Genomic DNA, 23,958 nt, shown 5'->3' on the forward strand with positions numbered 1-23,958 from the left:
ATGAGTGAAAAGCCAACCATATTAAGCCCTCTGCAACGCCTGCTTGGTGAAGACTTTAACCCGGCACTGCTGTTTATAATGATACGCAAGAGCTTTTGGTGGTGCCTGCTGATCCTCTTGCTTACTACCTTTGCAGCTTTTATTTATTTGCGTTACACACCACCCACTTATGAGGTAAGCGCTGCTTTGATTGTGAAGCCAATAAATACTGCACAGGCGCTCAACATTGAAAACAACAATAATTTGTTTCAGGGGAAGAATTCAAACATCGATATTGAAAAAGATATTCAGATCATGAAGTCGAACATGATCATAGACCGCGTAATCGATTCTTTACAATTACAAGTCAGTTATTATGTAGCCGGTAATATATTAGACGAGGAACTTTATAAAAGCAGTCCATTCCGAATTGTTGCGGAAGTAAAAGATGGCTCCCTGTATAATCAATCCATTAATTTCAAATTTATTTCTGATAAACAATTTCAAATCAGTTACCTGTGGAACAGCAGGGAAGAAGTGAAAAAAGGTGAATTCGGAAAAAAATACTCTTTACCCGCCTTTACTTTTACCGCTCTTTTAAATAACTCCATTTTTGAAACTGAAAATAAGGCTTCATTATATGCCAGTTATTTTTTTGTCATCAATACCAGAAGCTCCCTCTATTCTCAGATTCGCTCCGCCTTACAGGTGGCACCCAATGACCCTACGATCGGCATCCTGATGCGCAATCGTAAGCCGCAGAAGGCGACGGATATTGTAAATGCGGTATGCGAAGAATTTATCAGGTACGACAAGGAGAAAAAAACAGAAAGCGCAACACTCATCCTTAACTTTATTGAAGCCCAGGTAGACTCCATCAGCAATGATCTCAGGAATTATGAGGACCAGATGACTGCCTTTAAGCTTGCCAATGGTATTGCGATCGGAGGCATGGAAGAAGATCTGAACACTACTCTAAAAGATTTGAAACTGCAGTTAAATGAACAGGATCTGCAATACAGCACTCTTGAATATTACCGCAAATATTTTTTACGCTATCAGGACTCTACTAAGCTGTTATACGGAATAATTGATCCCCAGTACACTTCTTTGAATGATTATATTAAGAATCTTGACGATTTACAATCGAAGCATCAGGAAATGCTGCTCAGGCTTTCTCCTAATAATCCGGAGATGATCAACCTTGACGATCAAATAGCCGATATGAAGCATAATATCCTGGAGAGCATTCTGAACATGGAAGATAAGCTGCACGATAAAAGCAATATGCTGCAACAGGAAGTTCATAAAAATCTTGGGCAGTTTTCAAATGTACCGGCCATACAAGCAGAATTTTTGCGGCTTAGCAGATTGAGCGATCTTAAAGAAAAATATTACCTTCTTCTTCTTGATAAAAAATCTGCTTTCAGTATTACAAAAGCAGGTTTTGTATCCGATTATACCATTCTTCGCCGGGCAGATGTGCCTACCGTGCCGGTTTCTCCAAATACCAAGCTTATAAAATTACTTGGAATTGTTACAGGGCTCCTCTCCTGTTTTATACTTATTATCACCCGTTATCTACTACACAATAAAGTATTATCAGTTGCGGAAATAATGAAATACTCAGACGCTGGCTTACTGGGTGTAATTCCTAAATATCGCCAGCTGATGGATATTTCACAGCTGGTGGTGAACAAAAGCCCGAAGTCAATTATCTCTGAATGCTTCCGGTCTATGCGCACAAACCTGGATTACATATCTCCTTCCAGGAATTCACAGCTCATGACGGTTACCAGCACTGTTTCGGGTGAAGGAAAAACTTTTATTGCCGTAAATATGGCGGGCATTCTTGCAGTAGGAGGTAAAAAGGTGGTGTTGCTCGATTTCGATTTGAGGAAGCCGCAAATTCATAAAGCATTTGGCATAGATAATCAGAAAGGCATCAGTACCCTTTTAATTGGCAAGCATCAGCTCGACGAATGCATCAGGCATTCAGAATGGGAGAATCTGGATATGATCACCTCCGGCCCGCTGCCACCGAGCCCTGCTGAATTTATTTTATCTAAAGAAACGGAAGAGCTGCTAAGCAATCTGAAAAAAAGATACGATGTAATTGTGGTTGATACACCACCTATTGGCATAGTTACCGATGCACTTGAACTTATAAAAAAGGCAGACTTTCCAATCTATATTGTTCGGGCAGATTACTCCAGCCGCAATTTCCTGAATAATATCAACCATCTCGTTAATGATTATCACATCACCAAGCTTTCAGTAGTACTCAACGATATGGGAGAGGGTGCTTCCATCTACAGCTACAACTATGGTTACGGCTATGGTTACGGATATGGCTATGGCAGCGGCAATGCTTACCATCAATACGGCAGTAATTATTATACGGATGAAATGGTTTCTCAAAGAGGATTTTTTAAAAGAATGCTGGGCTTTGTAAAATCATTTTTCTAATAAGGTGAGTTTAAATCTTAATCCCGATACAATTTTTCTCTATATTGCTTATGTATGCTTTTTTTTGCTGTCAGTTATATTTTCTTTATTAATCAATGGCTTATTAATCCGCTTTACGCGGACCCTTGGTAATCGCCAGATTCAGCACCAACGGCATATGCGCTGGTCAAGCAGTGTAAAGCCATCCATTGGAGGATTTTCCTTCTATATATTATTTCTTGTAGCTGTTTCCATGACTGCCATTTTCAATCTCCGGACAAAAGATCCTATCAATGAGCATCTGCTTGGATTAATTTTTTCAGCCTCTATCGGTTTCCTAATCGGGCTGGCTGATGATGCATACAATACCAATCCATTATTAAAATTTTTAGGGCAGGTAACCTGTGGTATTTCACTTGTTGCAACCGGCACCTATATTCACGCAACAGGGATATACCTGATAGATGTTCTTATCACACTTATGTGGGTAGCAGGTATTATGAACTCCATTAATATGCTCGATAATATGGATGGAATCAGCGGAATAGTTTCTCTATTTATTCTTTTTGCATGTTTTCTTGTGTTGCTGATTGAAAAAGATTTGTTTTCTGTGTACTCAATACTGCTTATTGGCGTGGCAGGAAGTATTACAGGATTTCTTTTTTATAACTGGAATCCTGCACGTATTTATATGGGCGATACAGGAAGTCAGTTTCTTGGTGCTTTTATTTCATCAATGTCAATACGGATCCTGTGGAAATTTCACGATCCCGCTGGAAGCATAATCCAGTTTAGACAATTTTTAATTCCGCTTATAGCATTTACAATTCCTTTTATTGATACGGGCACTGTAGTTATCCGCAGAATTGCAAGGGGTCAGTCGCCCTTTATAGGTGGTAAAGATCACATCTCCCATCACTTCGCCTATGCGGGGCTTTCAGATCAACAGGTTATTTTTTTATTGGGAGGAATTTCATTTTTATCTGCACTCATTACTTCGGTTATTGTATATGTAAAAGAACAGTTGAATGAAACAACCATCATTCTATTTTATAGTTATTTTTTCCTGCTGTTTTTTATAGTGCAGTATTTTTATAATCGCGGAAAGCGAAAGCAAATAAATAAATCGCACAGGACAGAAACGGATAATTAGTTAAAGAGAAGTCTCTGAACGGAGGCTTTTCGAACTGCTCCTGACCATTATTCCGACAGTGAGTTTTTCACAGAGCCCGGATTCCTTGATTTTGTTTTTGCATATTCGGAGTAGTTGCTCAAGCAAAGGCTGTAATATTTCTTTTTTCATGATCTTTAATTTTTGATAAGAATATTTATACACAAAAAGTCAGGAAGCATGCACCAGAGTTATTGATATAATTCATATTGAACTTTATCCCGGTTTTACTTTTAGAATTTTTAATTTATTGAAATATTGAGGCTCATAATAAACCGTAAATAATTAACCGGTAGCAATGGTATTTAGCAGCAGTATTTTCCTGTTTTATTTTTTCCCTGTATTTCTGCTAGCGTATTTTATCACTCCGGTTCACTTGAAAAATTATACAGCGCTTATTGCAAGCGTTGCCTTTTATGCCTGGGGTGCACCGAAATTCATTTTCATTGTTCTTATCATCCTTATAGCAGATTTCTTCCTCGGTAACAAAATCTTTGAATCACGAGGCAACAAGAAAAAGTGGCTTCTCATCTTTTCTCTTTCAATTAACGTGGGTTCACTGCTCTATTTTAAATACGCGAACTTTTTTGTCGAAAACTTCAATGACACACTTCAAGCCTTAGGATTTAATGCAGTTAGCTGGGCACGCATTGCACTTCCGATAGGCATATCGTTTTTCACCTTCCAGGAAATGAGCTATACTATTGACATTTACAGAGGAGTGCATAAACCTCTCACAAAGTTCAGCGACTATATGCTTTTTATTTTCATGTTTTCACATTTGATCGCCGGCCCCATTGTTACCTATCATATCCTTGCCGATGATATCGTGGAACGGCGACACCAGCTTAATTTAAACTACAAAATACAAGGTGCTCTTCGTTTTACTATTGGCCTGGCTAAAAAAGTTCTTATAGCCAACCAGTTGGCTGTAGTTGCGGACCAGGTGTTCGGGCAGCCCGCTGGGCAACTTAATTTTTATTCATCCTGGATGGGTGCTATAGCTTATACATTTCAATTGTACTTTGATTTCTCCGGCTATTCAGATATGGCTATAGGGATTGGAAAATTCCTTGGCTTCAACTTTCCTGAAAATTTTAACAATCCCTACATTTCACAGAGCATTACTGAATTCTGGCGGAGGTGGCATATTACTCTGGGAAACTGGATGCGCAACTACCTTTATATTCCTCTGGGGGGCAATCGCGTTTCTATATCCAGAATGTATTTCAACCTGTGGGTTGTATTTCTGATTTCCGGATTTTGGCACGGTGCAGAATGGACGTTTGTGGTTTGGGGAATCTATCATGGTCTCTTTATAGTATTAGACCGGCTATTCCTGGTTAATCTTCTGAAGCCTGTAAGCAAAATATTCCGCATCGCTTTAACCTTCTTAATTGTAGTGCTGGGATGGATACTTTTCCGCTCAACCAGCTTAGCACAGGCATTTAACTTTTATCACTGCATGTTTTCATTTAACCTGACAATGGCATCTCCTGACCTTGATTATAAATTTATTTTCTTTCTGCTAATAGCCATTTTTTTTTCATTCTTCGGAGTGGTTAATGCTATAGAACAAAACCAGATAAAATGGTTTAATCCCGAGCGATGGTTAATTCCAAAAATATTAAGTTCCATATTGTTAATGTTTTGGTGCCTTGCAGAAATTTCATCCGGAAGCTTTAATCCATTTATATATTTCCGTTTTTAATGAAAGTAAAAAAATTTATATCGCTTTTTTTATGGATCAGCATTATTGCAATACCAATGACGCAAACCATTTTTCATTGGCCGGTTATAAAGCAGCTAAACGGAGCGTATGTTAAACCACTAAAGCCAGCCTTATCCTTGCACACATGGAGTAATGGCTCTTTCCAGGACAGCATGAATCAATATGCGGAAATTTATATGGGCTATCACCCTACCTTAGTGCGTATCAGAAATCAACTTGATTATTCCTTCTTTGACATTATTCATGCGAATGATGTTGTGAAGGGTAAGCACGCACAGTTATTTGAGAAAACATATATCGAAAAATATTATGGAATAGATACCACCAATCAGCATGCTCTTTTTTCTATTATCGAAAAACTGAAATTCCTGCAGGATACACTTGCCCGCGAAAATAAATTGGTAATGGTAGTAGTTGCGCCAGGAAAAGCGCACTTCATGCCAGAAAATATCCCAAAGGGATTTGATTCTTCCAACATCAGGAAATCAAACTACAATCTGCTGATTCCTTTATTGAATAAGAATAATATAAATTATATTGACTTTAACAGCTATTTTCTTTCCATAAAAAAACACTCACCTTATCCGTTGTATGCTACAGGGGGAACACACTGGAGCGTATATGGCGCCATGTTAGCCGCTGATTCAATGACCCGATTTTTGAAAATGAAATCACATTTACCGGTTATCTCATATGACATTTCGCATGGCTTCTGGTCGAAAAAACCATTACAGGGTGACGATGATTTAGTTTCTATATTAAATCTTTCCTATCACGTAAATACTGAATCCCTTTGGTATCCCTGGACTATAACAGATACTACCCAGGGAATAAAGCCGGATGTTTTAGTAATCGGTGACAGTTATTACTGGCGGATATTAGGTAATTATTTTCCGTACGAAGTTTATGGACCAAACTTCAGCTATTGGTATTACGGTTGGCAAGCCTGGCCCGAAAGCAGCATCAATGGAAGGGAGGCCGCAGTAGGCCACATGAACCTGAAACAAGAAATTGAAAAGAGGCAAGTGATCCTATTTCTCGATGGAGAAGCTAATTATGCCGATATCGGCCATGACCTGATACAGAAGCTCTATGCTCTCTACCATCCTTAGCCATTACGCCTTTTTAGCTGGCGGGTTAATTCTTTTGCATTCTTTATTGCGTAACCATCCCTGTCATTATTAAAATAAACCCAGACCCGCATAGCTTTACTTGCTACAATACGCTGCACCCATTCAGCGAGCTCCTGCTGAGTATAATCATGCCGATACCATTTTTTAATACCATGAAATCGTATATAAACATCATCCGCTGTTTTAATTAACTCATCGGGCAACCTTGGTGCACTGCAGCAACAAAATATGATTCCGGCTTTCCGGAAGGCAGTGTATACCTTTTGATTCCACCAACTGGCGTGCCGGAATTCGACGACGCTTTTTCTTTCAGTGTCTAACTGGCTAACAATCGCTTTTAATCGTGCAGGAGTATAGTGATAACTGGGTGGCAACTGGAATAAAAAACATCCCATTTTAGACTTTAATAAATCTGCAATTAATCCAAAGTCCTTCACATGCTCCCCTGTTTGGCTAAAGCGTCTGGTATGCGTAATTAGTTCATTGACCTTTACCGTGTAAATAAATTTTCGGCGACCTACCTGCCTAACCCAGGAGTTAACAGTGCCCAAGGTTGGCCATGAATAAAACGGAGCATTTAGCTCCACTGTCTTAAAGTGACTGGCATAATATTCAAACCATTTATTGTTCTCCAGGGTGGAGGGATAAAAAATATCCCGCCAGTGCCAGTAAAACCAACCGGAACATCCAATATAATATTGCTGAACAGAATTAGCCGGAATATGGCTTTTTAAAACAGATCGTTTTTTTTGTGATTCGAATTTAAGTCTTGCCTGATGCATCTTTTCTGCACGTAGAATATTCTGCAACCGCTGCTTTTCCCTGCGTTCCTCGCGTTTTTGCCGGCGTTCTGTAAGAGTTAAAATGGCAGGTGTTTCCATTAGCTGTTAATAGTTTCGTAACTCAGTTATTTCAGCCCAACCAATCAATAATATCTATAAAATGGTTCACTATTTCTTTTCAAAAATTTCCTTTAGCTTTTTTACGTAGGCGACTTGTCGCCATGCTTCACGAGCTTCCTGTGCAGGATATCCAAAGTATGTTTTACCCCCTTCCAACGACTGCGAAACACCTGATTGCGCAAGCACCACTGCACCTTTGCCGATTACTAAATCTTTATTTACGCCCACCTGCCCCCACAAGATCACATTATCTTCAATCTTCGCTACACCTGCCACACCTACAAAGGCTGCAAACAGACAATTCTTACCCACCACGGTATCATGCCCGATATGCACATGGTTATCCAGTTTGGTTCCGTTGCCAATTTCTGTAGTTCCCGACACGCCCCTGTCTATTGTGCAGCAAGCGCCTATTTCCACCCTATTGTGTATGGCTACATTTCCACAGGAATACATTTTTATATAACCCAGATCCGGATATCTTTTAAAATAAAAAGCGTCTGCCCCAATCACAGTACCCGAATGAATAACACAATCATCGCCTATTTCACAATGGTCATATATACTTACGTTAGAGTGGACCAGGCAATTCTTTCCTATTGTAACATAATTTCCAATAAATGCCCCGGGCTGAATGATGGTTCCCTCACCTATGACGGCCAAATCTGAGATGCTTTTTGTGGCATTCTCAAAGGGACGGTAATTCATCACCAGAAAATTATAATCCCTGAACGGATCGCTGGAAATAAGAAGGTGTTTGCCTAAAGGTGGGTTTACTTCCTTATTAATCAGGATTACTGATGCATCCGATTTAAGCGCCTTATCGTAATATTTCGGATGATCTACAAAGGTGAGGTCACCTTGCCGCACCATGTGGATTTCGTTAATACCTTTCAGAAGATAATTTTCATCCCCGATTAATTGTGCCTTAATAAGCGAATTAACAACTGAAAGTGTAACGGGCGGGTTAAGATTCATGGGTACAAATATTCCTGCTGCGAAGGTAGCCAGAAGTAATCTTAATCATTTATGTAGGCCAAATACTGTAGTGGACTTTTTATAAAATAGGAATATAAACCGTTCCTCCTGTTTCCGAATATCATCCTCTAAAATCTATCTTTGTGCGATTTAAATTTTTATCCTGATATGAAGACCACTCCTTTAACAGAAATCCATATACAGCTTGGAGCAAAAATGGCGGAATTTGCCGGTTATAATATGCCTATTTCATATTCAGGAATTAACAATGAGCATCAATGCGTACGGAATAATGCCGGTATTTTTGACGTTTCCCATATGGGTGAATTTGTTTTGCGTGGTCCGCGTGCGCTTGAACTAATACAGAAAGTTACTTCAAACGATGCATCAAAACTCCAGGTGGGTAATGTTCAATATTCCTGCATGCCCAATGAGCAGGGAGGTATTGTAGATGATTTGCTGGTTTATCACCTGCAGGAAAATTCTTACATGATGGTAGTAAACGGATCGAACATTGAAAAGGACTGGAACTGGGTTGTACGAAATAATAACCTTGACGTAGATCTTAGAAACATCAGCGACCGTGCAGGTCTACTTGCAGTTCAGGGTCCTAATGCTGTTAAAATTCTGCAAAAGCTCACGGATGTCGACCTTTCTTCAATCCCTTATTATTCCTTTGAGCGCGGGGTTTTTGGTGGAGTAAAAAATGTATTGATGTCTAATACAGGTTATACCGGAGCAGGAGGTTTCGAAATCTATTTTGAAAATACAGATGCCGAACACTTGTGGCGAAAAATTCTGGACGCAGGAAAAGAATATTCCTTAATGCCTTGTGGGCTTGGTGCCCGGGATACATTACGATTAGAAATGGGATTTTGCCTTTACGGAAATGACATAGACGATACCACTTCACCTCTGGAAGCAGGTCTCGGCTGGATCACGAAGTTTTCGAAGGATTTTATCTCGAAAGAAATCTTAGAAAGGCAAAAAACAAATGGCGTATCCCGTAAATTAGTGGGTTTTGAAATGGTTGATAAAGGTATTGCACGCCATGGCTATGAAATAACTGATAGTACTGGAAATAAAACTGGCGAAGTAACCAGCGGCACCCAATCTCCCACTTTACAAAAAGCAATTGGGCTGGGATATGTTTCAGCGGACAATGCAAAGCCGGGCAATACCATTTTTATTGCGGTAAGAGGTAAAGATTTAGAGGCAAAAGTGGTGAAAATTCCTTTCCTTAAAAATGCCTGATGCACACAGTTCCGGTAATCAGCTTTTCCGTTTCATAAAATTCTGTTAAAAGCTATGCCCGATAAATCAACACTCGAAGTTTGTCTTTCTCCTGGTTTATTACCACTCTATCCTGTAGATGGAAAAGTAGTGGTAGTAATAGATGTTTTACGAGCTACTACTACCATGTGTGTAGCAATTGACCAGGGTGCGGATAAAGTTATTCCAGTAGATACCATAGAAGAATGTCTTTCTTACAAAGGGCGGGCGGGATATATACTTGCCGGGGAACGAAACGGAAGAAAAATTGAGGGATTTGATTTCGGTAATTCACCCTTCGAGTTTATGAATGGAATAGTGAAAGGCAAAACTCTTGTTCTTACTACTACAAATGGAACGCGTGCAATTGATATGACGAAGCACGCCCACCAGGTAGTGATTGGTGGCTTCTTAAACTTTACTGCATTAACACGGTGGATTATAAGTGAAGGTAAAGAGACGCTGCTGGTTTGCTCCGGCTGGAGAAATAAGTTTAACCTGGAGGATACTGTGTTTGCAGGAGCAGTTATTCATCACATAAAAGAATTTTTCCTGGTAGATTCTGATTCCGCTTTTGCAGCTGAAAAATTATACCTTAATTCAAGAAAAAATATGCTGCACTTCATGAAGCAATCATCGCATTACCGGCGCCTGGCACATCTGGGTGTGGTTAACGATATTAAATATTGTTTGCGCCCAGATCTTACCAGCGTAGTACCGGTATTAAAAGATGGTGCTTTAGTGAAAGCAGATGTGCATACAGACCTTGAAGGAGAATTTTTTTCCCTGAATCATACCCGATAATTAAGATCATCTTGAATTATTACTATACAGCGGGATTAAATCTGAATGATCCGCTTACCACAGGATTATTTTTTACCTCTCTTTAAATTAAACTTACTCCGAGGCTATATGGCAGCTTAGTAATATTGTTTTTAAGCTTACTCAATTGAGGTTATATTTGTTTCACATTTGTACTTATGGGACCTGCTTCTCTGATCGTACTTACTTTGGCGGCCATATTTTTTTCTGCTGGGGGAATATTATTTTCCAGGCTTATCCTGAAGCCAACAAAGAATCCTCAAAAAGGTGAAACGTATGAATGTGGAGTAACTACGCAAGGTCCGAGTTGGGTTCAGTTCAACGTTGGGTATTACCTCTTTGCTTTAATTTTTTTGATTTTTGATGTGGAGTTGATTTTTCTATATCCATGGGCAGTGGTAGTGAAACAAACCGGTTTACCTGCTTTGGCAGAACTTGTTATATTCCTGTTTATTCTTTTCATGGGTTTTTTATATGCGCATAAAAAGGGTGCATTAAAATGGTTGTAATGATTGCTCGTTCTCCAAATGCCGGTGAATTGTTGTAAATTTCTATTCAGCGTTAAAAGAATAGGCCTGTTTCCAAATTAAAATTTATTTGAAAGTTGTCTAATATAGAAAAACCGTCTGCAGATTCCTTTCCGGGGAAGGTGCATCAAACTCCTGGTGGCGGCATTCTAACCAGTACTATCGATGATGTGATTAACTGGGCACGATCTAATTCGTTATGGCCTTTAGTATTTGGTACCAGTTGCTGCGCAATAGAGATGATGTCAACAGCCTCTGCAAAGTACGACTGGTCACGTTTTGGTTTTGAAGTAGCCCGCGCTACTCCTCGTCAGGCAGATGTAATAATTATTGCAGGAACTATAGTAAACAAGATGGCTCCCGTCCTGAAAAGGTTATACGATCAGATGGCAGATCCTAAATACGTGATTGCGATGGGCGCCTGCGCAACCAGTGGAGGTCCTTTTTTCTATAACACCTACTCCGTTGTAAAAGGGGCCGACCATGTGATACCTGTCGATGTCTATATAGCCGGTTGTCCACCCAGGCCGGAGGCACTATTGCATGCCTTAATCACGCTTCAGGAAAAAATTAAAAGTGGCGCTACACGGGAACAAATCAAAAATGAGATCAGGGTATAATTTCTAAGGGTGTTTTGTTTCTTCGTGTTTAAAAAAAGAATTGTGCTTAAACAGCTTTTAGATTCTATAAAATAGCTGACAGAAATGAAGATTGATGATCTTAAAGTAATTATTGCAGAAAGCTTTTCATCTGCAACATTTGAAGAAAATGGAGAATGGTTAAGTGTAATTATTGATTCGGATGTTTGGCAACCATTTGCCAAACAAATATTTGAAAATCCCAAGCTTCAATTTGATTACCTGTTCTGCTTAACCTGTGTGGATTGGAAAACGCATCTTACTATGGTGTATCACATTACCTCAACCACCTTCAGGCATTCAATGGTTGTCAAAGCAAAGCTGGATCGTAATAACCCAGAAATAGAAAGCGTGGCACACCTCTGGCGTACTGCAGAATTCCATGAGCGTGAAGTTTTTGATTTATTTGGTGTGAATTTTATCCACCATCCCGATCTAAGAAGGTTATTCTTAACGGATGACTGGGCAGGGTTTCCTCTCCGGAAAGATTTTGAAGATCCTATCAATCTAATTAAATTATGATAGTGATCCTGATTGGTACTATTATGTAAACGGAAGTTTAAAAAATGCTTGAAGAAATAGCAACCACGGAGCAAGGGGATCTGATCATAAACATTGGACCACAGCATCCTTCCACACATGGCGTACTGCATCTGGTGGTGACGCTCAATGGTGAAACCATTAAAAATGTAGAACCTCATCTGGGCTACATTCACCGCTCTATTGAAAAGATGTGTGAGTCACTCAGCTACCGCCAGTTCATTTATGTTACCAGTCGTATGGATTACCTTTCTTCACACATTAATAACCACGGCTGTGCTTTATGTGTTGAAAAAGGACTACAGATAGAAGTGCCGAAACGTGCGCAGGTGATCCGGGTATTGATGGACGAGCTAACGCGACTTGCTTCTCACCAGCTGTGGTGGGGTGCAATGGCAATGGATATAGGAGCATTAACCCCTTTCTTCCATGCATTCCGCGAACGCGAAATGATCAACGATATTATGGAAGAAACCTGCGGAGCGCGACTTACCATGAATTATATGGTGCCGGGGGGAGTAATGTTCGATCTGCATCCTAATTTTCAGCTTCGGGTAAAGGAATTTATTTCTTTCTTCAAAAGCAAAATTGATGAATACGATGAATTGCTTACAGGCAATGTAATTTTTATTAACCGGATGAAAGACATTGGTATTATTTCAAAAAAAGATGCTATCTCTTACGGCTGCACAGGCCCCACTGCAAGAGCAAGCGGCGTGAATTGCGACATCAGAAAATTGTATCCTTATGAAATATACGGTCAGCTGCAGTTTGAAGAAGTGACAGAAGATGGTGGTGACTGCCTTGCCCGCTATGCAGTGCGCATGAAAGAAATGCGGCAGTCACTTCATATTATTGAAGAACTTATTGATAACATTCCCGAAGGTGAAATACAGGCAAAAACAAAGGCTGTATTAAAGCTTCCCAAAGGAGAATTCTATTCGAGGGTAGAAACTGCGCGGGGAGAATTTGGAGTATATATTATAAGTGAAGGCGGAACTACACCATACAGAATCAAATTCCGCTCACCAGGATTTTCTAATTTATCTGCTCTGAACCATATGGCAAAAGGGCATAAAATCGGCGACCTCGTCGCAATCATGGGAAGCCTCGATTTGGTAATACCGGATATTGACAGATAGCATTTCGAATTGGTGATTGTAGAGTGCGAATAACAATAAATGATCGGGGAGTAAATTTTTTATATAAACTATGGAGGGTTAACTATAATTTAATATTTGAAATGAAAGAAAAGTCAGAAGAACTTAAGCAAAGGACTAAAAATTTTGCTTTAAAAATGATTAAATTATACAGAAGCTTACCTCATGGAAAAGATTGTGATGTAATTGGATACCAGATGCTCAAATGCGCAACTTCTGTAGGAGCGAATTATAGAGCGGCATGCCGTGCACGATCTAATGCGACTTTATATCAAAAATTACATTTGTTGAAGAAGAAGCCGATGAATGTGGTTACTGGCTGGAATTAATTATTGAATCGGGATTAATGCAGAGAGAGAAAGTAATGAATTTACTTAATGAATCAAACGAACTGACTGCTATTTTTACTGCTTCGGGAAAAACAGCAAAAATGAAGAACAATATACAACCAGTAACCGGAAAGCAGCTGATTAAATCCACAATTCAAACTCCGCAATCCGCAATAAAAAATGTTTAGCCTTCAGGGAATAACAAATACAATCTATTCATGGCTGAACAGCACATTCAACTCAGCGTGGGCTTTATTGTTTGAATTTGTTATTGTAGGAATATCAGTGATCAGTTTGTTTGTCATTCTCGGGCTGGTATTGATCATGATGGAACGCAAGGTATCGGCATACATGCAGGTGCGCTTAGGTCCCAATCGGGTAGGTCCTAAAGGCATGTTCCAAACACTTGCCGATACGCTGAAGCTAATGGTTAAAGAGGGACTTACGCCCAATGGAGCTGATAAATTTCTTTTCAACCTTGCGCCCTTTATTGTTATCATTATTGCTATGCTCATAATAATTCCTATCGCTTTTGCGAGCGGATTCCAGATCTGGGATATCAATATTGGTGTGCTGTATGTTACTGCCGTTTCATCCCTTTCTGTAATTGGAATTTTAATGGCTGGATGGGCAAGCAACAATAAATATTCATTACTAGGTGCCATGCGAAGCGGAGCCCAAATAGTGAGTTATGAATTATCAGCAGGTCTTTCCGTTATTTCGATTGTCATATTATCGGGAAGCCTGAGGATCTCTGATATCATTGCATCACAACAAGACGGATGGTGGATTTTCAAGGGTCATATTCCTGTGATTATCTCTTTTGTAATATTTTTAATAGCAGTAACGGCTGAGACAAACCGTGCTCCCTTTGACCTTGCGGAAGCTGAATCAGAATTGACTGCCGGCTTTCACACCGAATATTCAGGGATGAAATTTGCTCTTTTTTTTCTTGCAGAATACGTAAACATCTTCATAGTATGTGCCCTTGGTGCTACCTTGTTCTTAGGCGGCTGGATGCCCTTTCATATAGGTAAATGGAATAGCTTCAACCATGTAATGGACTATCTGCCCTCTTCTATCTGGTTTCTTGGTAAGACATTTTTTTTAATTTTTCTTATCATGTGGTTTCGCTGGACATTTCCCCGCCTTCGGATTGATCAGCTATTAAACCTGGAATGGAAATATCTGCTGCCTATCAGTATGTTCAACCTGTTACTGGTTGCCCTTATTGCAATTATGGGCTGGTACTTTTAAGCAAAGAAGAAAAAACACTTACTATAAATGTAACTGCGATTAAAAGTGTTTGAACCTTCGTAAAATTCATGTGACAAATGTTTTACAATCAAATATTTAAAAGACAAATTTGTGACATGACTATTTATCAGCAATAAATATCAGAGCTAATGTTGCTGGTTCATTCATCTGTGCAATCATTATATTTTTTCTGATTTTATTTCACCAATCTTATTAAATTGAAAATAACAAGTCTGAAAAATATTAATTGGCTGTTGCTGCTGATCGTTGCCACAGGCACCGCTTTGCGTTTTTATCGGTTACCTTTTATTCCATTCACATATGATGAAGTAAGCGCATGGGCACGCACAGGGTTTAGCAATTTTAAAGACCTGATAGAACAAGGTGTAATGGGAGATGGGCACCCGGCGGGTATACAGGTATTTCTTAACTATTGGCGAATGCTATTTGGTGACAGCGAGATATCGTTTAAGCTTCCCTTTCTAATGATGGGGATATTATGCATCTGGCTGGTATTCCTGATAGGAAAATTCTGGTTTAATGAAACCGTAGGTTTATTGTGTGCAGCTTTTATTGCTACTATACAATATGCAGTGGAATACAGCCAGATTGCAAGGCCCTATATAAGCGGACTTTTTTTCTCACTGATGGCAGTTTGGTGCTGGACTAATTATTTGTTTAATACAGGCAAAATGACAAAGAGATTTCAGCTTACCGCTTATATTCTGTTTGCATCTTTATGTTGCTACAACCATTATTTCAGCTTGTTGTTTGCATTCATTATTGGTGTTACTGGATTATTTTTTGTTGATGTACAAAAGCGCTGGCTGTACATTTTTGCAAACCTTGTTGTTGTAATTTTATTTCTTCCTCATCTTATCATCACTTTAAATCAATTTAAAATTGGGGGTGTGGGAGGTTGGCTTTCCAGGCCCGATTATTATTTTTTTTTCAGGTACCTGAATTATGTATTTCAATTTTCATGGTGGACAAAAGGCATCGTATTACTGCTGATCGCACTTGGTTTTTTTTATCCGGATAATAATATTGCTTCAAAAAATAAATTTAGAATTATTTGCATACTATGGTTCTTCTTGCCCATGCTTACCGGGTATTTCTATTCCGTTTACAGGAACCCGGTACTGCAGTATTCTGTGCTTATTTTTTCCTTTCCCTTTCTCTTATTTTTCCTGTTCTCTTTTTTAAAACCCTTTAACCTCAGCGTAAATTTTTTACTGGTTGCAGGGGTAATGATTACCTGCAGCTATGCACTGATCTTTCAGCGAAAACATTATACTATTTTTTATCATCAGCCAATAGAACAGATTGCAAAAAACTGCATTCACATAAATCAGGAATTAAATGGAAACGAAACGGTTTTGATCAATGAGCCTTCAAAATATTTTGGTTATTATTTGAATAAATACCAATCAAATATTAAGGCTTCCTACTGGCAGGATTTAAATATTCAATCATATATTCAATTTAAAAATTACCTGAAATCACTCGATCGCAAATTCATTATTGCAGGAAATATTCCGAATGATTACCTCGCACTTATCAGGCAACGATTTCCATTTATGATTAGCAGGGAAACGGGATTCACTTATAACTTTTTCTGCTTCTCAAAAATTAAGGAAGGTGTAAAAGTATTCAATGATGTAATTTTTAATGATACACTAAATTTTAAACAACCTGATAAATATTGGATATCAGCAATTCCGCCAGCAGGTAGCTTAAACGATTCAGCACATTTTTCTATGGATGCCACACAAGAATTCAGCCCTGCATTTTATGCACCACTAAAAGATATTGCGAACAGCCATTACAATGTGGTCACTGTTTCAGTGCATGTAAAAAATCTTAATTGGCCAAATCAAACCTCTCTCGTTTTTAGCTTTTCAAATGGTGATTCTACTTTTTTCTGGCAGGAAAAGTCTCTGTCCCTTTTTATGGATTCTTCGGAATCATCAGGAACAGCTTTTTACAGCATCAGTCTCAGAGATGTGGATGTTGATATGAAACACACATTCATAAAAACGTATTTGTGGAATAAGAATAAAGAACCGTTTGATATTGATTTTATGAACGTACAACTACAGGAAGGAAATCCAGTTATTTATGGTTTAATAGAAAAAGTGAACTGAGCTCTTAGTAAATTCGAATGATGTATAAAAATAAATCAGTACTTACTTTTTTTTATTTCCTGCTGATAGCCCAGTACTGCTTTTCGCAGGACATGAAATTCATTCCCTACCGCTTTAAAGATCTGTGGGGATTTTCCGATACGAAGGGGAACGTAATACTTCCCACACGGTATCAGCAAGCGAATCCATTCAGTGAAGGCTATGCTGTTATAGAATCGGACAATCATTTTTCATTTATTGATGATGATGGAGATTTAAAAATGCCCTTTAAGTATGATTACATAAGCAATTTCCATAATAATGTTGCAGTGGTTTCCTTGGCTGAAAAGTGGAAAGTGATTGATACCCGCGCCCATGTGCTTACGAAGAATGACTATGATGCTATAGGCGAATTTTCAAATGGACTGGCGCAGGTAAAAGCCGCAAATCAGTATGGATTTATTAATGACAAAGGTGATATTGTGGTAAAGCCACAATTCGATAATGTGCTTCCATTTTCCGAAAATATGGCAGTAGTTCAATCAGGCAACCTGTTTGGGTTTGTGAATCAGAAAGGCTTTATTGTTATACCGGTTCAATATGAAGGCGCAGCATCTTTTCATGATGGTTTGGCGCTGGTGAAAAAAGATTCACTGGTAGGGTTTATAGATAAATCAAATAATGCAGTAATCCCGTTCCAATATAAAAGCGCAAATATTTTTTCAGAAGGGCTGGCACCTGTAATGAAAGATGGAAAAGTCGGTTTCATAAATACAAAAGGCGATGTGGAAATTCCAATTCAATATGAAAATGCAAATCCTTTCAGGGAAGGATTTGCCTTAGTGCAGAAAAATGGTTTGCTTGGTTACATTGATAAAAAAGGACATGAAATAATTGCCCCCGAATTTAATATCGCTGATGATTTTCATGAAGGGTTCGCTTTAGTGAAAGACAGCAGCTGGAAATTTGTTAATGCCGAAGGAGAAAAATTGATGCTCGATATTCACTACCAGGAAGTAAAAGATTTTAGCAATGGGCTTGCACGGGTTAAAGGGAACGAAGTGTGGGGATATGTGAATCAATCAGGAAATGAAATAATCGAGCGGAAATATGAAGACGCCCAGGATTTTAATAACGGATATGCACTTGTTAAGCTCAATGGCAAATGGGGATATATAGATAAAACCGGAAAGGAATTTTTTAAAGAAAAGTAATTTCTCATTCTAAAATGAAATACTAAGCAGTCTTTTTATATGCTTAAACTCACCTCTTCTTTTAACCTGTTCTTGATCACCATCAACTCAGTTTCCATCTTCTCTACCAATGCCAGCAATTCGTCCTTACCTCTTAGTTGTTCCGGAATTTCACTACTGATGTAGTTGCAAAATTTCCATACTTCTTTTACGTCATTGATATCAATTTCATACGGTTGGTAAGCTGTATTAAGTGAATGAAGCTCTAATTTTTTCTTTCGGCTAATGAGGTTATGAGCTATTTTGAAAACAATTCCTTCATCCTGAGTTAATAAAATACAAGCATCGCCATTTTTAATGTCGTTCCAGTTTTCAATGTATTCACCGATCACCCAGCTCTTGTCAGGAATGGGCAGCATAGAATCTCCATCAATCTGGAACATGCGGTATTTACGATCATCGAAAAGAATGGGCAATTGGAAAGTCGAAAGTTTTTTAATAAAGTCGGGATCGGCATATCCATTCTTATAACCTGCTTTTGCTTTTAACGGCACCGCTTCAATATTTTCTTTGTTCCCGCTATCTACAGTAGTGGCAAGCACCCGCAGCTTGCTGCCTGTTATATACACATCATGCCCCTTTTCCAATTCTGATAATTGAAAGCCGGACAGCTTGCTGAGGTCCATCTTTATGAGGGTATCCACGGAGACCTTAAAATATTTTGAAAAGCCTACGAGTGCCTGGAGTGTGGGATTTTTTACGCTTCCGTTTTCATAGCTGTTTAATGTAGAGCGGCTCATGTTTAATTCGCGTGCTACCATATCCTGGGTTTTGCTTCGTCTTGTGCGAAGAAGCCTGATATTATTGCTGAAGATCATGTCAACTGTTTTTGAATGTTAATTACCTGGTGAAAAGTTGGACCCGGGGCACGAGAAGCAAATTTAAATTCACGTACCATATCACACTTTGAAAGCCCGGACTCACGCCGCAGCAATACTATGCTGTTAACCAGGAAGTGCGCCGTGTAGTCGATTAAATAAAATTCTGAAGTGGCACGGCTGAATTTTTCCTTATCCAACCCTTTTGCAATGGCAAGGTGCGGATGGAAGTGATTTTTTACCGCAAGCTTCAGTTCCTGTTTTAACTTTTTGCTGACCTCTGAAACTTCTTCCGGGTTAACAATTTTATTGAAGATTGTATGAGGTTTAAAATGGTCGAAGCCATCCAGCTTTAAATGAAAGGGCTCGCATCTTTCGCTCACTTTCGCAATGGCACGAACCATTTCGGGTTCCATGGTTTCACTCTGAAGAAAGTTACAAAGTATAATATCGGGTTTGGAAGCAATGGCCTGGTAATGATCAAACTGACGGTGAAATCTTTTCTTCAGGGATTCAATCTCCTGCCTGATGTGCGGAGGCGGGGCAATTACCAGCAGGTATTCATATTGTTTGGAAGAGGGAACTACTACCGGCATGGCTATTGGATCGGGCTTTGAACGTGCAATCGACTCTGCATCATTTTCATACATCACATAATCGAGCTTTTGCATTTCGACTACATCGATGCTGTAAAATCCAAAGTCTTCCACCACCTTTCCTTTTATCCAATAACAACCCTTTCCCCGAAAGGGAAATCTTTTTGTGATATCGGGAAAATGAGTAGTGTCGAAGAAGAACCCGTCTTTATCAAGGAAGGTACCGAACATCATTACTTCACCCTTAATGGTGGTTGTGGGCTTATAAGTAACATAGTACCCCATTATTTCTACTGCCCTTCCATGATTGATTTTCAACCTGGCAGCCACCAATTCACTTTGCAGGGGCTGTTTTATAAGTGTGAATGGCGGGCAGAGAGGAAAACCAAGGATTTCTATTTCATCCCTTGCATCTTCAAAAGGATCATTATATAATTCAGGCAATAAAAAATTCTTATATCCATTATCAAATAATTCCTTTCGTGCTGTAGATCTCTTTTTACTTCCTATTACTGTATAAATATCCCACAGTAATTGTTTTTTTGTTCTTCCTGTAAAGCTAAATGCACCAACCCTGATAAGGAGCCGAAGCTGCTCTGCTGCAATAGAAACACGGTTCATGAAATCAACTAAATCTTTAAAGCCTCCATACGTTTTTCGTTCTTTCAAAATGGCTTCCACTGTTTTTTCTTCCAGCTCTGCCATATGTGTAAATCCTAAAAAAATATCTTTACCATACACCGTTGTAACGCAGTCACTTTTATTAATGTCGGGTGCATGAATGGCGGCACCTGACATGCGCGCCTCGTGAACGTAATATTCTGTACGGTAAAATCCGCCAAAGTTGTTAATCACACCTACCATAAATTCGATGGGATAATAGGCTTTCAGAAACATGCTTTGGTAGCTTTCCACAGCAAAAGACGCGGAATGCCCTTTAGCAAAGGCATAGCCTCCAAAGCTTTCAATTTCGCGCCATACTTCATTCGTTAATGCGTCAGGATAGTTTTCCTTCTTACAGTTTGTGAAAAACGTCTGCCTGATCTTTTGAAACTCCGCACGGCCCCGGTATTTTCCACTCATTCCCCTTCGCAGCATATCCGCCTCGCCCAGAGTAAGCTTTGCAAAATAGTGGGCTACTTTAATCACATCTTCCTGGTACACCATTACTCCAAAAGTGTCCGGCATTATTTTCCAAAGCTCGGGGATAGATTCTTTCTGGCCGTGAAGCGGATCATGAAAGCGGCGGATATATTCGCGCATCATACCGCTGCGGGCCACACCGGGCCGTATGATAGAGCTTGCGGCTACAAGATCCAGGTAAGTCTTTGCACATAGCTTTGCAAGCAATCCCCGCATAGCCGGAGATTCTACGTAAAAGCAGCCGATCAGTTTTGCATTGGTAAGGTGCCACTCCACTTTCTTATCTTCTTTAAACCGTTTTACATCGTGGATATCAATTTCTTCATTCCTGTTTTTTTTAATGATCTCTACTGCTTCCTTTATATGACCCAAGCCACGCTGACTGAGAATATCAAACTTTGCAAAGCCCACGTCTTCCGCCTCCAGCATGCTGAACTGAGCGAGGGGAAATCCTTTAGGTGGATTGCTTAATGCAGTATAATAGGTGATCGGTTTATCTGAAATCAAAATGCCCCCTGCATGAATGCTGAGGTGGTTGGGAAAATCATGGATGCCCCGGCTGTATTGATAGATGAGCCTGATGATGTCATCGTCGGTTTCAGGAAACTCTTGCGGATCAAGAAGGCCATCAATCTGTGCTTTTGGCAAGCCAAATACCTTTCCCAATTCACGCACTACAGCATTGGCCTGAAAGGTACTGTAGGTTCCTAAAAGCGCCGTATGGTTTTCCCCGTATTTTTTGAAGATGTATTTAATAATCTCATCACGGTCTTTCCAGGAAAAATCTATATCAAAATCCGGAGGGTTAATGCGTGATGGGTTAATAAACCGCTCGAAATAAAGATCAAGGTCAATAGGATCTACATCCGTTATTTTAAGTAAATAGGCAACTATTGAATTGGCGCCACTGCCTCTTCCCACATAAAAAAAATTCCGTAAGCGCGCGTGCTTTACAATATCCCAGTTGATTAAAAAGTAAGAGGTAAACTGCTTTTCCTTAATCAGGTCAATTTCTTTTTTAAACCGCTCGCGGATCTTTTCATTAGCATTGGGATAGCGGTACTGCATGGTCTCTTCACACTCATTAAGTAATAATTCCTCATCACTCTTTTCGCTTCCCGTAAAAAACTTTTTGTTTTTATATTGCTCAAACTGAAAATCAATCACGTCGCATTTCAGGAGTAATTCCTCTGTGTTTCGGATGATCACCGGCCAGGAAGAAAATATTTTTTTTAACTCTTCTTCCGGAACCATTATTTCATCCGGTGCTGCCTGTTCATTTAGCGGAAGCTTGCTCAGTAATGTATTGTTATCGATAGCGCGTAAAAGGCGGTGAATATTAAAATCTGATTTATTCCTGAATGTAACAGGGGCGAGGATCACCAACCTATCAGGTTGGTTTTTCCAGGGTGAAAAAGGAAGGCGGGTAAGGTCGCCCGGTTTAATACCTATAAATTCATTTTCTTTCAGGGGCAAGCGTGAAGCGGACAAATCTCCTCCATCACGCCGTGGCTGCGCTATTTGCAATGATGCAAAAGGATAGATTACAAATGCATTCTCAAGCGCAGGTGCACGGGCGGGAATTATTGCTTCCCTGCCGGTTAATCCGGGTTCGGCTTCCTGCAGGCACTTAGAAAGAAACTGGTTTAATTCATGAAAACCAGTATGGTTTTTTGCAATGCCAACAAAATGCTGCTGCATTCCATTTCTGAAGTCAATGCCTGCTACAGGTGTTACAGGATAGTTTTTCGCATGACGATGGAAATCTATAATGGCGGACGTATTATTAATGTCGGTCAACACGAGCTTTTGCACGCCTTTCGCAGCGGCCTCCTTTAGCAAAGCCTCAGGACTCATGGTTCCGAACTTGAAGCTGTAATAGGTATGGCAGTTGAAAAACATGATAGGATTAGTACTTGCGACAGTGTCTTGCCGGATGATTACATTACAATCTTTATTACAGATTGCAATTTAATCATTATTCTAAAACTAACAATGCAGGGTGATATAAATAAGGCAACACTTCATCACTGCAAAAGGTATCACTGCAAAATTATAATCAATATAAAAGAATAAGCCGGTTCATCATGCTGAACCGGCTTATTTCAAAATTTTCTCTAATAAATCAGAGCTTTAAAAACTGTGACTGCAGTTTTTGGGTTGAAGAGAGCACGGTGATCAAATATATTCCTTTTGCAAAGCCGCTCAGGTCTAAAGCATCCTCATTGGAAAATAGATTTTTTGAATAAAGAATTTGACCCAGTGAATTAGAAATTATCAGCTTTCCTTCCTTTTCCGGCATTGCCACATTTATTGTATTCGAGGCAGGATTGGGATATACTTTCAACTGGCTTCCTCCATCATCTGCAGCACCAACGATCACGCTTCCTTTACATTGATGCGATACTTCTACCTTAACCTTATTGCTGGATACAATGCCGCAATCATCTGCAACGTTGCACCGGTACGTTCCTGGTTGAGCTGCCGAATACGAATTGTTTGTTTCCCCGGGAATTGAAGCATTATTTCTTTTCCACTGATAGCCTGTTGCATTATTGACGGATACCGATAGAACAACAGATTCACCTTCACAAAGAGAAGTTGTTCCATTAGTGGTAACTGTTGCTACACATTGGTTGGATATTAAAGATGCACAATGATCCCATCTTGCCGGATAGGAAGCATCGTAACCAGGAATTATAATTGCCCGGTTATAACCGCCAAATCCATCCGGTAAACCACAGTTCGCATTTAAAAACGTTGCGCCGGGATTGCCTTCACTGTAATCGGTATAATTGTCGTTCCATATATCATTTCGTACAAATAAGAACTGCAGGGTTTCGCCGGCTGAAGATGAAGGAAAGTCCACATCAATGGAATACGTTGAAAAACTGTCGAGTGTCAATTGGCTTCCGGGAGCATCCGGTTGCCAGTCGGATTGAATGGTGGTTGATCCGGCAGAGGCAAAAGTGCCAGCAATATGCATACCACCTGGCCCAATATTAATTCCCTTCATGTCTACTGCAAAAGTGATGGTAACCTGCGAAAAGCCGAAGGAGCTGATGAGGAAGAATGCTCCCATTAAAAATGTCTTTTTTGTTTGCATAAAATGTAATTTTAGTTGAAGAGTATTA

Annotated in this window: 18 protein-coding genes and 1 pseudogene; 14 read left to right on the top strand and 5 right to left on the bottom strand. The window is 39.5% G+C overall.

Features of this window, described 5'->3' with window-relative positions:
* From H0W62_10595 to H0W62_10610, 4 genes are all read left to right on the top strand, one after another.
* Positions 1 to 2,448 carry a polysaccharide biosynthesis tyrosine autokinase gene (locus tag H0W62_10595; protein MBA3648980.1) on the top strand — a complete coding sequence of 816 codons (2,448 nt, stop codon included), beginning with the start codon at positions 1 to 3 and terminating at the stop codon, positions 2,446 to 2,448.
* Between the two features lie 4 nt (positions 2,449 to 2,452).
* Positions 2,453 to 3,580: an undecaprenyl/decaprenyl-phosphate alpha-N-acetylglucosaminyl 1-phosphate transferase gene (locus tag H0W62_10600; protein MBA3648981.1), complete on the top strand. Its 1,128-nt coding sequence runs from the start codon at positions 2,453 to 2,455 to the stop codon at positions 3,578 to 3,580.
* 316 nt (positions 3,581 to 3,896) lie between these two features.
* Complete coding sequence (locus H0W62_10605) at positions 3,897 to 5,309, top strand: MBOAT family protein (protein ID MBA3648982.1); 1,413 nt, start codon at positions 3,897 to 3,899, stop codon at positions 5,307 to 5,309.
* Positions 5,309 to 6,442, top strand: a complete 1,134-nt coding sequence (locus H0W62_10610) for a hypothetical protein (GenBank protein ID MBA3648983.1) — start codon at positions 5,309 to 5,311, stop codon at positions 6,440 to 6,442. The genes H0W62_10605 and H0W62_10610 overlap by 1 nt, the downstream gene beginning before the upstream one ends.
* Here the strand turns inward: H0W62_10610 and H0W62_10615 are convergent.
* Positions 6,439 to 7,344 carry a DUF72 domain-containing protein gene (locus H0W62_10615; GenBank protein MBA3648984.1) on the bottom strand — a complete coding sequence of 302 codons (906 nt, stop codon included), beginning with the start codon at positions 7,342 to 7,344 and terminating at the stop codon, positions 6,439 to 6,441. The genes H0W62_10610 and H0W62_10615 overlap by 4 nt on opposite strands.
* A 69-nt stretch (positions 7,345 to 7,413) precedes the next feature.
* On the bottom strand, positions 7,414 to 8,343 hold the full coding sequence (locus H0W62_10620; GenBank protein MBA3648985.1) for a UDP-3-O-(3-hydroxymyristoyl)glucosamine N-acyltransferase: 930 nt from the start codon (positions 8,341 to 8,343) through the stop codon (positions 7,414 to 7,416).
* Positions 8,344 to 8,511: 168 nt separating this feature from the next.
* Here H0W62_10620 and gcvT point away from each other — a divergent pair, with 168 nt between their 5' ends.
* The 10 genes and pseudogenes from gcvT to H0W62_10670 all read left to right on the top strand — a co-directional run bounded on the left by gcvT (position 8,512) and on the right by H0W62_10670 (position 18,228).
* Entirely contained in the window at positions 8,512 to 9,597 is a 1,086-nt protein-coding gene (gene gcvT / locus H0W62_10625; protein MBA3648986.1) for a glycine cleavage system aminomethyltransferase GcvT, read from the top strand.
* A gap of 54 nt (positions 9,598 to 9,651) precedes the next feature.
* Positions 9,652 to 10,419 carry a 2-phosphosulfolactate phosphatase gene (locus tag H0W62_10630; protein ID MBA3648987.1) on the top strand — a complete coding sequence of 256 codons (768 nt, stop codon included), beginning with the start codon at positions 9,652 to 9,654 and terminating at the stop codon, positions 10,417 to 10,419.
* A gap of 176 nt (positions 10,420 to 10,595) precedes the next feature.
* Positions 10,596 to 10,946, top strand: a complete 351-nt coding sequence (locus H0W62_10635; protein ID MBA3648988.1) for an NADH-quinone oxidoreductase subunit A — start codon at positions 10,596 to 10,598, stop codon at positions 10,944 to 10,946.
* Positions 10,947 to 11,041: 95 nt separating this feature from the next.
* Entirely contained in the window at positions 11,042 to 11,584 is a 543-nt protein-coding gene (gene nuoB / locus H0W62_10640; protein ID MBA3648989.1) for an NADH-quinone oxidoreductase subunit NuoB, read from the top strand.
* An 84-nt stretch (positions 11,585 to 11,668) separates the two neighbouring features.
* Complete coding sequence (locus tag H0W62_10645) at positions 11,669 to 12,124, top strand: NADH-quinone oxidoreductase subunit C (GenBank protein ID MBA3648990.1); 456 nt, start codon at positions 11,669 to 11,671, stop codon at positions 12,122 to 12,124.
* A gap of 44 nt (positions 12,125 to 12,168) precedes the next feature.
* Positions 12,169 to 13,284, top strand: coding sequence for an NADH-quinone oxidoreductase subunit D (locus H0W62_10650; protein ID MBA3648991.1), 1,116 nt, complete (start codon positions 12,169 to 12,171; stop codon positions 13,282 to 13,284).
* A gap of 101 nt (positions 13,285 to 13,385) precedes the next feature.
* Positions 13,386 to 13,819, top strand: a pseudogene (locus H0W62_10655) (four helix bundle protein).
* Positions 13,812 to 14,888, top strand: a complete 1,077-nt coding sequence (gene nuoH / locus H0W62_10660) for an NADH-quinone oxidoreductase subunit NuoH (protein ID MBA3648992.1) — start codon at positions 13,812 to 13,814, stop codon at positions 14,886 to 14,888. The pseudogene H0W62_10655 and the gene nuoH overlap by 8 nt, the downstream one beginning before the upstream one ends.
* Positions 14,889 to 15,106: 218 nt before the next feature.
* Positions 15,107 to 17,035, top strand: coding sequence for a glycosyltransferase family 39 protein (locus tag H0W62_10665; GenBank protein MBA3648993.1), 1,929 nt, complete (start codon positions 15,107 to 15,109; stop codon positions 17,033 to 17,035).
* Positions 17,036 to 17,052: 17 nt separating this feature from the next.
* On the top strand, positions 17,053 to 18,228 hold the full coding sequence (locus tag H0W62_10670) for a WG repeat-containing protein (GenBank protein MBA3648994.1): 1,176 nt from the start codon (positions 17,053 to 17,055) through the stop codon (positions 18,226 to 18,228).
* Between the two features lie 35 nt (positions 18,229 to 18,263).
* On the opposite strand, the gene H0W62_10675 is transcribed toward H0W62_10670, so the two are convergent.
* The 3 genes from H0W62_10675 to H0W62_10685 form a co-directional block, all read right to left on the bottom strand.
* Positions 18,264 to 19,085 carry a LexA family transcriptional regulator gene (locus H0W62_10675; protein ID MBA3648995.1) on the bottom strand — a complete coding sequence of 274 codons (822 nt, stop codon included), beginning with the start codon at positions 19,083 to 19,085 and terminating at the stop codon, positions 18,264 to 18,266.
* On the bottom strand, positions 19,082 to 22,726 hold the full coding sequence (dnaE, locus tag H0W62_10680) for a DNA polymerase III subunit alpha (GenBank protein ID MBA3648996.1): 3,645 nt from the start codon (positions 22,724 to 22,726) through the stop codon (positions 19,082 to 19,084). The genes H0W62_10675 and dnaE overlap by 4 nt, the downstream gene beginning before the upstream one ends.
* Before the next feature lie 223 nt (positions 22,727 to 22,949).
* Positions 22,950 to 23,930, bottom strand: a complete 981-nt coding sequence (locus tag H0W62_10685; GenBank protein ID MBA3648997.1) for a T9SS type A sorting domain-containing protein — start codon at positions 23,928 to 23,930, stop codon at positions 22,950 to 22,952.
* Positions 23,931 to 23,958: the final 28 nt, after the last annotated feature.

This window comes from Chitinophagales bacterium (assembly GCA_013816805.1).
Lineage (GTDB): Bacteria > Bacteroidota > Bacteroidia > Chitinophagales > UBA10324 > MGR-bin340.

Excerpts from the sequence above, each read along its gene's own strand:
- nuoH (MBA3648992.1), top strand. The coding sequence starts at position 13,812 with ATGTTTAGCCTTCAGGGAATAACAAATACAATCTATTCATGGCTGAAC.
- H0W62_10670 (MBA3648994.1), top strand. The coding sequence starts at position 17,053 with ATGATGTATAAAAATAAATCAGTACTTACTTTTTTTTATTTCCTGCTG.
- H0W62_10630 (MBA3648987.1), top strand. The coding sequence starts at position 9,652 with ATGCCCGATAAATCAACACTCGAAGTTTGTCTTTCTCCTGGTTTATTA.
- dnaE (MBA3648996.1), bottom strand. The coding sequence starts at position 22,726 with ATGTTTTTCAACTGCCATACCTATTACAGCTTCAAGTTCGGAACCATG.
- H0W62_10675 (MBA3648995.1), bottom strand. The coding sequence starts at position 19,085 with ATGATCTTCAGCAATAATATCAGGCTTCTTCGCACAAGACGAAGCAAA.
- H0W62_10615 (MBA3648984.1), bottom strand. The coding sequence starts at position 7,344 with ATGGAAACACCTGCCATTTTAACTCTTACAGAACGCCGGCAAAAACGC.
- H0W62_10610 (MBA3648983.1), top strand. The coding sequence starts at position 5,309 with ATGAAAGTAAAAAAATTTATATCGCTTTTTTTATGGATCAGCATTATT.
- H0W62_10595 (MBA3648980.1), top strand. The coding sequence starts at position 1 with ATGAGTGAAAAGCCAACCATATTAAGCCCTCTGCAACGCCTGCTTGGT.
- H0W62_10650 (MBA3648991.1), top strand. The coding sequence starts at position 12,169 with ATGCTTGAAGAAATAGCAACCACGGAGCAAGGGGATCTGATCATAAAC.
- gcvT (MBA3648986.1), top strand. The coding sequence starts at position 8,512 with ATGAAGACCACTCCTTTAACAGAAATCCATATACAGCTTGGAGCAAAA.
- H0W62_10605 (MBA3648982.1), top strand. The coding sequence starts at position 3,897 with ATGGTATTTAGCAGCAGTATTTTCCTGTTTTATTTTTTCCCTGTATTT.
- H0W62_10645 (MBA3648990.1), top strand. The coding sequence starts at position 11,669 with ATGAAGATTGATGATCTTAAAGTAATTATTGCAGAAAGCTTTTCATCT.
- H0W62_10635 (MBA3648988.1), top strand. The coding sequence starts at position 10,596 with ATGGGACCTGCTTCTCTGATCGTACTTACTTTGGCGGCCATATTTTTT.
- H0W62_10685 (MBA3648997.1), bottom strand. The coding sequence starts at position 23,930 with ATGCAAACAAAAAAGACATTTTTAATGGGAGCATTCTTCCTCATCAGC.
- H0W62_10620 (MBA3648985.1), bottom strand. The coding sequence starts at position 8,343 with ATGAATCTTAACCCGCCCGTTACACTTTCAGTTGTTAATTCGCTTATT.